This is a genomic window from Verminephrobacter aporrectodeae subsp. tuberculatae, assembly GCF_026127385.1.
Lineage (GTDB): Bacteria > Pseudomonadota > Gammaproteobacteria > Burkholderiales > Burkholderiaceae_C > Acidovorax > Acidovorax aporrectodeae.
In genome coordinates, this window is the sequence record NZ_QZCX01000002.1 from 94,998 (window position 1) to 108,173 (window position 13,176).

Annotated in this window: 2 protein-coding genes; both read right to left on the reverse strand. The window is 66.9% G+C overall.

Translation table 11 applies throughout. The features are described from left to right. Positions 1-189: 189 nt before the first annotated feature. Positions 190-9,453 carry an Ig-like domain-containing protein gene (locus D5041_RS08595; protein ID WP_265284427.1) on the reverse strand — a complete coding sequence of 3,088 codons (9,264 nt, stop codon included), beginning with the start codon at positions 9,451-9,453 and terminating at the stop codon, positions 190-192. 945 nt (positions 9,454-10,398) lie between these two features. Next, positions 10,399-13,158: a SwmB domain-containing protein gene (locus tag D5041_RS08600; RefSeq protein ID WP_265284428.1), complete on the reverse strand. Its 2,760-nt coding sequence runs from the start codon at positions 13,156-13,158 to the stop codon at positions 10,399-10,401. Positions 13,159-13,176 lie beyond the last annotated feature (18 nt).

The following is a 13,176-nucleotide window of genomic DNA, read 5'->3' on the forward strand; positions in this document are numbered from 1 at the left end:
TGTCGCTTGGGCCCTGGTGTCCCCTGCCGCAAGGGGCGCTGCGGCGCAGCCAAGGGAGCGGCCTTGGCGCTGCTGCGGGTGCAGATCGCCTACATGACTGCGGGCATGCTGTGGTGGCGAATCAGGCCAGAACCGTGCAGGCGCCATGGTGGTTCTTTTCCGGATGCAGGCCCGATTCGGGGGCGGGCCTCAGAGCCAGAACTCGCCATGCGCCACGTTGGAGGCCTGCCCCACGATGGACAGCGGCATTTGCGCTGCGGCGCCGGGCGCGGTGATGGCGCCGTTGGCCTGGCCGTCGGCGTCGAACGGTCCGCCATCGGTGATTGCAAAGTCCAGCCGCAGTCGCCCGCCTTCGCTCACCATCTTGCCGCCGTGGGGCGCGCTGCTCAGGTTGGTCCAGGTGCCGGTGCCGTCTTTCACCCAGTAGCCGTTGACGCCCAGCGCGGGGTCCAGATACAGGCTGAACTTTTCGCTGCTGTGGCCTGGGGCCAGCCTCGCCTCGAAGCGGAGCAGCCCGAGGGGCATTTCCATTCCCGGGGGTAATTGGGCGGGGACGTCCTTTTGCTCCAGGCGGGTGATGCGGGCACCGCTGTGCGGGTCCAGCTTGCCGTTCTGGCTGCCTGCTACCAGGGTCACGGAGGTGCTGGTTGCGCTTTCTCCGGTGGAGCGGACTTTGAAACTGGTCGATCCCACTGCCGCTTGCGTGCTGTCCTGGACGCCGTCTCCGTTGCCGTCGCCGGGGGCTGCGCCAGAGGGGCCGGAGAGGAAGGGGGGCGGGTTTTCGAGGCTGTCGGGAATGCTGTCGCCGTCCGTGTCCTTGGTGTCCTTGTACGTCGGGCCTTCCGGGGCCGATGGGCTCGGGCTTGAAGCTGGACTTGGGCTCGGACTTGGAGCCGGGCTCGGTGGCGCGGGTGTGCGGTTGTCCACCGGCATGGCCGCGAAACTGGCCGCGTCGTTGCCGGCTATGTCCTGTATGGCGTCGGCATCGTTGCCGGTCGTCGGGTCGGTGTAGGCGACGCTCACTGCCTGGCCGTTGGTGACCGTGGTGGCCAGCGTCAGGCTGACGGTCTTTTCCTGCGCATTTACCGCGATGGCGGTGACGGCGGTGAGTACGTTATCGGCGCGCACCGTGAAGGCCGTGATGGGCGGGATATGCGTTGCGTCCAGGCTGCTTCCTTCGGTGTAGCGCAGCACCAGCTGGATGGCGTTCACCGTGGCGCTGGCGAGCACCGGGGCCCGGGTGTCGATCTGGTAGCTGGGGCCATGGGCGTGGCCGGTGCCGGTGCGGCCTGCGGTGTTGCGCACGCCCGCCAAGTTCACGCCGATGGTGTTGTTGCTGTTCTCGACGCCTGCCGTGGGCGTGAAGGTCGCTGTCCAGGTTCTTCTGGCCTGGTCATTCGTCGTGGGGTCGGTCAAGGTGCCGTTGGCATCGCTGAGCACGACGTCGTCGCGCGTGAAGCCGGTGACGGGCTCGTTGAAGACAAAGGTGACTGTTGTGGTTTCGTCCACGGTCAGGTGGGTGTCGGCCAGCGTGATCGTGGCGGTCGGGCCGGTGGTGTCCGTCCGGGTGTCCACGGAGTAGTTGGCGCTGACCATGCTGCCGGTCCTGGCGATGCCCGCGTCGTTGGTCACCCCGGCGAGGTTCAGGCGGATGGTATTCGTCGGAGCGCTGACGTTGGCCGTGGGCGTGAAGGTCGCTGTCCAGACCGTGCGCTCGGCGCTGGCCGTGGGCCAACTCAGCGTACCGTTGGGGCACACGATGTCGCTGGCGTCAAAGCCGTTGACGGGCTCGTTGAAGCGGAAGGTGACGGTCGTGGTCTCGCCCGCGGTGAGCGCACTGTCGGCCAACGTGATGCTCGCCGTGGGGCGCGTGGTATCGACGGAGTAGTTGTCGCTGCTGGCGCTGCCGGTGCCGGCGTTGCCCGCGTCGTCGCGCACGCCGCTGAGGTTGACGCGGATGGTGTTCGTCCGGGCGTTGACGTTGGCCGTGGGTGTGAAGGTGGCTGTCCAGACCGTGCGCTCGGTGTTCGCCGTGGGCGTTGTCAGCGTGCCGTTGGCGTCCGTGAGCACGATGTCGCTGGTGTCCAAGCCGTTGACGGGCTCGTTGAAGGTGATGGTGACGGTTGTGCTCTCGCCCGTGGTGAGCGCGCTGTCGGCCAGTGCGATGGTGGCTGTGGGGCCGGTGGTGTCTGCGGGCCGGGTGTCCACGGAGTAGTTGTCGCTGCTGGCGCTGCCGGTCCCGGCGTTGTCTGCGTCGTCGCGCACGCCGGCGAGGTTTACGCGGATGGTATTGGTCCGGGCGTTGACGTTGGCCGTGGGTGTGAAGGTGGCTGTCCAGACCGTGCGCTCGGTGTTCGCCGTAGGCGTCGTCAGCGTGCCGTTGGCGTCCGTGAGCACGATGTCGCTGGCGTCAAAGCCGTTGACGGGCTCGCTGAAGGTGATGGTGACGGTTGTGCTCTCGCCCGCGGTGAGCGCGCTGTCGGCCAGTGCGATGGTGGCCGTGGGCCGCGTGGTTTTCACGCTGTAGTTGGCGCTGATGGCGCTGCCGGTGCCGGCGTTGCCCGCGTCGTTGCTTACGCCGCTGAGGTTCACACGGATGGTATTCACCCGGGTGTTGACGTTGTCCGTGGGCGTGAAGGTGGCTGTCCAGACCGTGCGCCCGGTGTTGGCTGTGGGGGGACTCAGCGTGCCGTTGGCGTCCGTGAGCACGATGTCGCTGGTGTCCAAGCCGTTGACGGGCTCGCTGAAGGTGATGGTGACGGTTGTGCTCTCGCCCGCGGTGAGTGCGCTGTCGGCCAGCGCGATGCTCGCCGTGGGGCGCGTGGTATTGACGGAGTAGGTGGTGCTGATGGCGCTGCCGGTCCCGGCGTTGCCCGCGTCGTTGCGCACACCGCTGAGGTCCACGCGGATGGTGTTCGTCCGGGCACTGATGCTGGCCGTGGGTGTGAAGGTCGCTGTCCAGACCGTGCGCCCGGTGTTGGCCGTGGGCGTTGTCAGCGTGCCGTTGGCGTCCGTGAGCACGATGTCGCTGGCGTCAAAGTCTTTGACGGGTTCGCTGAAGCGGAAGGTGACGGTTGTGCTCTCGCCCGCGGTGAGCACGCTGTCGGCCAGTGCGATGGTCGCCGTGGGGCGCGTGGTATTGACGGAGTAGTTGGCGCTGATGGCGCTGCCGGTCCCGGCGTTGTCCGCGTCGTCGCACACACCGCTGAGGTTGACGCGGATGGTATTCGCCAGGGTGTTGACGTTGGCCGTGGGCGTGAAGGTGGCTGTCCAGACCGTGCGCTCGGTGTTCGCCGTGGGCGTGCTCAGCGTGCCGTTGGCGTCCGTGAGCACGATGTCGCTGGCGTCAAAGTCTTTGACGGGCTCGTTGAAGCGGAAGGTGACGGTTGTGCTCTCACCCGCGGTGAGCGCGCTGTCGGCCAGCGCGATGGTGGCCATGGGGCCGGTGGTGTCTGCCGGCCGGGTGTCCACGGAGTAGTTGTCGCTGCTGGCGCTGCCGGTCCCGGCGTTGTTCGCGTCGTCGCGCACGCCGGCGAGGTTTACTCGGATGGTATTGGTCCGGGCGTTGACGTTGGCCGTGGGTGTGAAGGTCGCTGTCCAGACCGTGCGCTCGGTGTTCGCCGTGGGCGTGCTCAGCGTGCCGTTGGCGTCCGTGAGCACGATGTCGCTGGCGTCAAAGTTGTTGACGGGCTCGTTGAAGGTGATGGTGACGGTTGTGCTTTCGCCCGCGGTGAGCGCGTTGTCGGCCAGCGCGATGGTTGCCGTGGGGCCGGTGGTGTCTGCGGGCCGGGTGTCCACGGAGTAGTTGTCGCTGCTGGCGCTGCCGGTCCCGGCGTTGTTCGCGTCGTCGCGCACGCCGGCGAGGTTTACTCGGATGGTATTGGTCCGGGCGTTGACGTTGGCCGTGGGCGTGAAGGTCGCTGTCCAGACCGTGCGCTCGGTGTTGGCCGTGGGCGTGCTCAGCGTGCCGTTGGCGTCCGTGAGCACGATGTTGCTGGCGTCCAAGCCGTTGACGGGCTCGTTGAAGCGGAAGGTGACGGTTGTGGTCTCGCCCGCGGTGAGCGCGTTGTCGGCCAGCGCGATGGTTGCCGTGGGGCCGGTGGTGTCTGCGGGCCGGGTGTCCACGGAGTAGTTGTCGCTGCTGGCGCTGCCGGTTCCGGCGTTGCCCGCGTCGTCGTGCACACCGCTGAGGTTTACGCGGATGGTATTGGTCCGGGCGTTGACGTTGGCCGTGGGTGTGAAGGTCGCTGTCCAGACCGTGCGCTCGGTGTTGGCCGTGGGCAAGCTCAGCGTGCCGCTCGTGCACACGATGTCGCTGGCGTCCAAGCCGTTGACGGGCTCGTTGAAGCGGAAGGTGACTGTTGTGCTCTCGCCCGCGGTGAGCGCGTTGTCGGCGAGCGCGATGGTGGCCGTGGGGCCGGCGGTGTCTGCTGCCGGCCGGGTGTCCACGGAGTAGTTGGCGCTGCTGGCGTTGCCGGTCCCGGCGTTGCCCGCGTCGTTGCGCACACCGCTGAGGTTTACGCGGATGGTATTGGTCGGGGTGTTGACGTTGGCCGTGGGTGTGAAGGTCGCTGTCCAGACCGTGCGGTCGGTGTTGGCCGTGGGCGTTGTCAGCGTGCCGTTGGCGTCCGTGAGCACGATGTCGCTGGTGTCCAAGCCGTTGACGGGCTCGCTGAAGGTGATGGTGACGGTTGTGCTCTCGCCCACGGTGAGCGCGCGGTCGGCCAGCGTGATGGTCGCCGTGGGTCGCTCGGTATTCACGGAGTAGTTGGTGCTGATGGCGCTGCCGGTCCCGGCGTTGCCTGCGTCGTCGCGCACATTGGTGAGGTTCACACGGATGGTATTCGCCAGGGTGTTGACGTTGGCCATGGGCGTGAAGGTGGCTGTCCAGACCGTGCGCTCGGCGTTCGCCGTGGGCGCCCTCAGCGTGCCGCTCGTGCACACGATGTCGCTGGCGTCCAAGCCGGTGACGGGCTCGCTGAAGGTGATGGTGACGGTTGTGCTCTCGCCCGCGGTGAGCGTGCTGTCGGCCAGCGTGATGGTCGCCGTGGGGCGCACGGTATCGACGCAGTAGTTGGTGCTGCTGGCGCTGCCGGTCCCGGTGTTGCCTGCGTCGTTGGTCACGCCGGCGAGGTCCACGCGGATGGTATTCGTCCGGGCATTGGCGTTCGCGTTGGGCGTGAAGGTCGCTGTCCAGACCGTGCGCTCGGCGTTCGCCGTGGGCGTGCTCAGCGTGCCGTTGGGGCACACGATGTCGCTGGCGTCCAAGCCGGTGACGGGCTCGTTGAAGATGAAGCGGACGGTTGTGCTCTCGCCCACGGTGAGCGTGCTGTCGGCCAACGTAATGGTGGCCGTGGGGCGCGTGGTGTGCACGCTGTAGTTGGCGCTGCTGGCGCTGCCGGTCCCGGTGTTGCCCGCGTCGTCGGTCACGCCGGCGAGGTTGACGCGGATGGTGTTCGTCCAGGCGTTGGCGTTCGCATTGGGCGTGAAGGTCGCTGTCCAGACCGTGCGCTCGGCGTTGGCCGTGGGCGTGCTCAGCGTGCCGCTCGTGCACACGATGTCGCTGGCGTCAAAGCCGTTGACGGGCTCGTTGAAGCGGAAGCTGACGGTCGTGCTCTCGCCCGCGGTGAGCGCCCTGTCGGCCAGCGTGATGCTCGTCGCGGTGGGGCGCGTGTTGTCCACGGAGTAGTTGGCGCTGGAGGCGCTGCCGGTCCCGGCGTTGCCCGCGTCGTCGGTCACGCCAGCGAGGTTCACGCGGATGGTGTTCGCCCGGGCGCTGATGTCCTCCGTAGGCGTATAGGTGGCCGTCCAGACCGTGCGCTCGGCGTTGGCCGTGGGCGTTGTCAGCGTGCCGTTGGTGTACACGATGTCGTCGGTGTCAAAGCCGTTCACGGGCTTGCTGAAGCGGAAGCTGACGGTCGTGGTCTCGCCCACGGTGAGCGCGCTGTCGGCCAGCGTGATGGTCGCCGTGGGGCGCACGGTGTCCACGGAGTAGTTGTCGCTGCTGGCGCTGCCGGTGCCGGCGTTGCCCGCGTCGTCGGCGACGCCGCTGAGGTTTACGCTGATCGTATTCGCCCTGTCGTTGACGTTGGCCGTGGGTGTGAAGGTCGCCGTCCAGACCGTGCGCTCGGCGCCCGCCGTGAGCGGGCCCAGCGTGCCGTTGGCGTCGGTGAGCACGATGTCGCTGGCGTCAAAGCCGGTGACGGGCTTGCTGAAGCGGAAGCTGACGGTCGTGCTCTCGCCCGCGGTGAGCGCGGTGTCGGCCAGCGTGATGGTCGCCGTGGGGCGCACGGTGTCCACGGAGTAGTTGGCGCTGCTGGCGCTGCCGGTGCCGGCATTGCCCGCGTCGTCGGCGACGCCGCTGAGGTTCACACGGATGGTATTGGCCAGGGCGCTGACGTTGGCCGTGGGCGTGAAGGTCGCCGTCCAGACCGTGCGCTCGGCGCCCGCCGTGAGCGGGCCCAGCGTGCCGTTGGCGTCGGTGAGCACGATGTCTTCGGCGTCAAAGCCGGTGACGGGCTCGCTGAAGCGGAAGCTGACGGCGGTGCTCTCGCCCACGGTGAGCGCGCTGTCGGCCAGTGTGATCGTGGCGGTCGGGCCGGTGGTGTCTGTTGCCGGGGTGTTGTTCGTCACCGCGGTGGCCGCAAAGCTGGCTGCGTCATGGCCGTGAACGTCCTGTATTGCGTAGGCGTCGTCGGCGGCCGGGGTGGGGTCGTCGTAGGCAACGGTCACCGACTGACCCCGGGTGACGGCAGTGGCCAGCGTCAGCGTCACCGTCTTGGCCTCGGCATGCACGGCGACGTCGCTGACGACCCGGGCGTTGCCATTCACGCGCACCGTAAAAGTCTCCTTGGCCGGCTTGTCGGTCGACAGGTTGCTGGCGTCCTGGAAGCTGAGCACCAGCTGGTCGCCGTTGACCCAGGGGCTCCTGGTACCGGTGGTGATCAGCACCGGGGGCGAGTTGTCCAGCGTCATGTTGCGCACCGCCGTGGTCGGAAAGCTGGTCAGGCAGTTGCCTGCCGTGTCCTGTATGCCCTTGTTGTCCGCGGGCGTGCTGTCGTTGTAGGCAACGGTCACGCCGCCCTGACCAGGCTCCAGGGGGGTGGCCAGCGTCAGGACCACCACCTTGGAGCGAGGGTCCGTGCCGACACGGACGTTCGTGACGAGATTCGGTACGCCGTTGACGCGCACGGTGAAATCCCCGGTCGTCGGCAGGCGGTCCGAGGCTGTGGGTATGTCGCTCTGGTCGCTGAAGTTGAGCAGCAACTCGTTGTTCAAGGCCCTGGGGCTATAGTTGCCGGTGGTGATCAGCTGCGGGGCCGTGGTGTCTGACAACTGGGTGTTGACGCTGTAGCTGGCGCTGCTGGCACTGCCCACCCCGGCGTTGCCCGCGTCGTCGCGCACGCCGCTGAGGTTCAGGCTGATCGTATTCGCCGCGTCATTGACCCTGTCCGTGGGCGTGAATGTCGCCGTCCAGACCGTGCGCTCGGCGTTCGGCGTGAGCGGGCCCAGCGTGCCGTTGGCGTCGGTGAGCACGACGTCGCTGGCGTCAAAGCCGGTGACGGGCTCGGTGAAGGTGATGGTGACGGTGGTGGTTTCGCCTGCGGTGAGGGCGTTGTCGGCCAGGGTGATGGCGGCGCCGGGCGCCGAGACGTCGATGTCATAGGTGACCGTGGAGACGGCCTGGCCCACACCGGCGTTGCCTGCGGGGTTGGTCACGCCGGCGAGGTTGACGCTGATCCGGTTGCCCGTTGAGTTGTACCGGGCGAAGTCGCCGCCGAGGATGTCACTGCGCTCCGGAGCCTTCAGCGTGACCGTCCAGGTGGTGCCACCGTCGGTGCTTTGCAGGTTGCTCAGCGTCGCGGAACCGCCCACGGTCAGGTCGGTGATGCTGAAGCTGTCGGTCTCGATGGCTTCGGCGAAGCGGATGGTGACGGTGGTGCTCTCGCCCATGCTCAGTTTGTCGTCGCCGATCGTGATCGGGTTGGTCGCTGCGAGCGTGGGGCGGTTGGCGGCGCTGAGCAGCCCGGTGTTGACCGTGTAGTTGGCACTGCGGGCGGTGCCGGTACCGGACTTGCCTGCCGGGGTGATGACGCCGGCCAGGTTGACGCTGATGGTGTTGGTCTGGTCGTTGACGTTGGACTTGGGTGTGAGGGTGGCGGTCCAGATTTTGAATCTGTCTTGGGGCGTGGACCCGTTGATCGCGCTGAGCTCGCTGAGCTCGCTGGTGGTGCCGTCGAACACGACGTCATCCCTCATGAAGTCGAAGACCGGTTGGTTGAAGGTGAAGGTGACGAGCGTTGTTTCGTGCGTGGTGAGCGCGCTGTCGGCCAGCGTGATCGTGGCGTTAGGTAGCGCGGTGGTCACGCGGAAGTTGTCGCTGGTGGCGCGGCCGGTTGCGGCGGTGCCTGCGGCGTCGGTCACGCCCGCGAGGTTCACGCTGATGGTGTTGGTCTCGTCGATGACGTTGTCCGTGGGCGTGAAGGTGGCCGTCCAGGTTCGGCCGTCGGCGCTGCGTATGGGGTTGCTGATCGTGCCGTTGGCCTGTGTCAGGTCCACGTCATCGCGCGTGAAGGTGTTGGCGTTGACGGGCTTGTTGAAGGCGATGACGACGGTCGTCTTTTCTCCCGTCGTAAGGGGCTCATCGGTCAGCGTGACGCGTGCGCTCAGGCGGGTTGTCTGGTCTGTGGTGCCGGTGTTGATGGTGTAGCGGTCGCTGATGGCGGAGGCGGAGGGGATGTCCGTCGTATTGCCCACCAAGTCCGCCACGCCGAACAATTTGACGCGGATTTCGTTGTTCTCACTGATACCCGCTGTGGGCGTGAAGGTGGCGATCCAGGTCCTGCCATCTTCGAGGAGGGTCAGCGGACCCAGCGTGCCGTTGGCCCTTGTCATGTCGATGTTGTTGAAACCAAAGCCGTCGATGGGCTCGTTGAAGCTGAAGATGACGGTGGTGGTTTCGCCCGCGGTGAGGGTGTCGTCGCTCAGCCTGATGCCGACGTCGGGCCTCCGGACGTCGATGTCGTAGGTGACTGCGGAGACGGCCTGGCCCACACCGGCGTTGCCTGCGGGGTTGGTCACGTCGGTGAGTTTGACGCGGATATGGTTGCCCGTTGAGTTGTGCCCGTGGAGGAGGGCGTATTCGGCGTTGTTGAGAACCGTCTGCGTCGGAGCCTGCAGCGTGACCGTCCAGGTGATGCCGCCGTCGGTGCTCCTCAGGTCGTTGGACAGCGTCACGCCTCTGCCCTCCACGATCAGGTCGGCGGTGGTGAAGCTGTCGATCGCGATGGCTTCGGCGAAGCGGATGGTGACGGTGGTGCTCGCGCCAATGCCCAGTTTGTCCTTGCCGATGGTGATCGGGTTGATCGCTGCGAGCATGGGGCGCCGGGTGCCCCCGGTGTTCGTGGTCTCGCCCGAGCGGAGGCCGGGGGGGGTGTGCGCATCGATGCTCATGGTGCTTTGGGAGTGGGATGGGGGGTGGCCGGGGTTTGGGCGCATGGCCCTGTGGACAGGGAAGGCACCCGGGGCGATTCCGGGGGGCAGCGCCTGTTCGCGGTCTTGTCCGAAGGGGTGCGTTGCGTCTCTCTGGCGGCGGCGGCGCGTGCCAGGAGGCCATCCCTTCTGTGCGGGAATCGACAACGCTGCCCGAACCATGGACTGCATGCGCAGTCCCCGGCGAGGGCCGTGAACGGTTTCTTGAATGCGTTGGACCCTTGCCGATCCGGCAGGGGTGTCATTGCGGGGTGGTGCAGGCGTGCGTGACTGATTTGGTCAGCAGGGGGCAGGTGGCGTCCTGTGGTCCCGTCCGACCCCCGCGGTTGGGCGCCCGTGGGGGCGAAATCAGCAGCCCGCCGTGCAGCCTGAGCAGCGGTTCTTACCGCGTGCGGGGATGCACGGCGTTCAGGCAGTGCCATGGTCCTGCCCATGTTTCAGGAGGGGCTGCATGGGGAGAAGGGACGGCCCAACATGTCGCGAATTGTATGTGAATAATTGCAATTTAATTTTAGAAAATAGTAAGTGTTAGCTTGTCCATCGGACGCTCGGAGAGGCGGGCATGGATGCTTGCAACACCCCGGTGGAAGCCTTGGCGTTGCGCGGGATCGGGCGCTACGAAAGCGGCATCGCGCCGGTCTTTCGGCTGGTCGGGCGCGCACAGCCCGACGCCGTTGGCGGGTCGGGGATCTGGAGGTTCACCCAAGCAGGCAGGATGCCGCTTGGGCCCTGGTGTCCTCTGCCGCAAGGGACGCTGCGGCGCTGCCAAGGGAGCGTGCCTTGGCGCTGCTGCGGGAGCAGATTGGTTACATGGCCGCGGGCATGCCGTGGTAGTGAATCAGGCCAGGGTCGTGCAGGCGCAATAGCGGTTTTTTTTCCGGACGAATGCCCGATTCGGGGCGGCCCTCAGAACCAGAACCCGCCATGCGCCACGTCCGACGCCTGCCCCACGATGGACAGCGGCATCTGCGCTGCGGCGCCGGGCGCGGTGATGCTGCCGTCGGCCTGGCCGTCGGCGTCGAACGCTCCGCCGTCGGTGATCGTGAAGTCCAGCCGCAGCCGCCCGCCCTCGTCCACCATCTTGCCGCCGTAAGGGCTGCTCGCCAGGTTCACCCAGGTGCCGCCGTGGTCTTGCAGCCAGTAGCCGTTGGCGCCGATCTTCGGGTCCACGTACAGGCTGAAGGTCTCGGTGCTGCCGGCGGTCTCCAGCGTGGCCTTGAAGCTCGTCAGCGCGATGGGCGTCTCCAGCGCCTTGGGTGTCTGGGTGGGCGCTGCCTTTTGCTCCAGGCTGGTGATGCGGGTGGTGCTGTCCAAGGGGACCTTGCCGCCCTGGCTGTCTGCGACCAGGGTCACCGAGGTGTCGGAACCGCTGCTGGTCTTGGCGCTGAAGGAAGTGACTGCGGCCTGCGTGCTGTCCTGGATGCCGTCGTTGTTGCCGTCGCCGGTGGCGGAACCCTTGGGGCCGATGGCCTGATTTTCCTGCGCGTCGGGCACGCCGTCGTGGTCCGCATTGGGTGCGCCGGGGTCGTGTTCCGGTGTGGGTGCGGGCGCGGGCGCGGGTCCGGGCGCGGGTCCGGGCGCCGGTGCGGGCGCGGGTCCGGGCGTGAAGTTGTTCACGGCCTCGTTGCGCAAGTCCGCCGCGGCGTTGCCGGAAACGTCCTGTATCGCGTCGTCGCCGGTCGCCGGCTTGGTGTAGCTGAGCGTGAGCTTCTCGCCGTTGGCCACGGCGCGGCTGAGCGTCAGCGTGACGGTCTTGCCCATGATGGCAACGTCGCTCACGCTGATGGCCGCAGCGCCGGGACTGCTCAGCGCAAACGCCGATGCGGGCGCGGTGTAGTTTGCGTTCAGGTGGTTTGCATCGGCGTAGTGGAGCTCCAGCTGGTTGCCGTTGACCGAGGCGTCGATGAACAGCGGGGCCGCGGTGTCTGCTTTTTGCGCGGGCGTGTTGTTCGTCACCTCCTGGTCGCTGAAGTTCACTGCGTCGTTGCCCGCAGCGTCCTGCACCACGGCGCCGGATGCGGGCTTGGTGTAGCTGAGCTTCACCGTCTCCACGCTGGTTACGGCGCGGCTCAGCGTCAGGGTGACGGTCTTGGCCGCCCCGTTCACCACGGCGCTGCGCACGGGAATGGCCGTGCCCGGGGTGCTGCTGACCGCAAAGCCTGCGCTGCCCGCGAGCGCTGCCGGGTCCAGGGTGCCCGCTTCGGTGTACGTGAGCACCAGCTGGTCGCCGGTGACCGTGGCGCTGTGGAACACCGGGGGTGTGGTGTCGGGTGGTGTGTTGTTGATGACAGTCCGGCTGCTGAAGTCCACAGCGTCGTTGCCGACAGCGTCCTGCACCACGGCGCCGGATGTGGGTTTGGTGTAGCTGACGCTCACCGTCTCCACGCTGGTGACGGCGCGGCTGAGCGTGAGGGTGACGGTCTTGTCCGTTGCGTTCACCACGGCGCTGCGTACGGTAATGGCGGTGCCTGTGGTGCTGCTGACCGTAAAGCCTGCGTTGTCCGCGAGCGCTGCCGGGTCCAGGGTGCCCGCTTCGGTGTAAGTGAGCACCAGCTGGTCGTCGGTGACCGTGGCGCTGTGGATCGCCGGGGGTGTGGTGTCGGGTGGTGTGTTGTTGATGACAGTCCGGCTGCTGAAGTCCACTGCGTCGTTGCCGGCAGCGTCCTGCACCACGGCGCCGGATTCGGGTTTGGTGTAGCTGACGCTCACCGTCTCCACGCTGGTGACGGCGCGGCTGAGCGTGAGGGTGACGGTCTTGTCCGCTGCGCTCACCACGGCGCTGCGCACGGTAATGGCGGTGCCCGGGGTGGTGCTGACCGCAAAGCCCGCGTTGCCCGCGAGCGCTGCCGGGTCCAGGGTGTTGGTTTCGGTGTACGTGAGCACCAGCTGGTCGCCGTTGACCGTGGCGGTGTTGATCACCGGGGGCGTGGTGTCTGCTGGCGCGGGCGTGTTGTTCGTCACCGCCCGGTCGCTGAAGCTCACTGCGTCGTGGCCGGCTGCGTCCTGTATCACGGCGCCGGATGTGGGTTTGGTGTAGCTGACTTTCACCGTCTCAGCCTGGGTCACGGCGCGGCTCAGCGTGAGCGTGACGGTCTTGGCCGTTGCGTTCACCACGGCGCTGCGCACGGTAATGGCCGTGCCTGCGGTGTTGCTGACCGTAAAGCCTGCGTTGTCCGTCAGTGCGGCCCCGTCCAGGGTGGTTCCTTCGATGTACGTGAGCACCAACTGGTCGCCGTTGACCGTGGCGCTGCCGAGCGTGGGCGCGCTGAGCGTGGGCGGGACGGTGTCGATGGTAAACACCCCTTCGGAATGGAAGGTCCCTGAGCCCCGATTGCCGGCGGCATCTGTCACCTTGGCAAGGTCCAGGGAGACGTATTCACCGGTGCTCTCCACGTTCTTGTTCGCTATCAGGAAGGCGTAGTAGTGCTTGGGATTGTCGGGGTCCTGCGTCAATCCTTCATCGGACTCGGTGGACCAGTAGGTATTCTTCGGAATGGTGCAGTCGGAGAGGCTGAAACTCGACGCCAGGGGCGCTTCGTTGAACTCGAAATGCACCCTGGTCGCCAGGAAATTCTCGACCGTATCGCCGGCCACAATGCGCAGAACGTATCCATTGCGGTCGGACGTGTGTCCCTGGGCCCAAATTTTGACGGAATTAACAGCCATGATGTTTCCTTTCAAGAA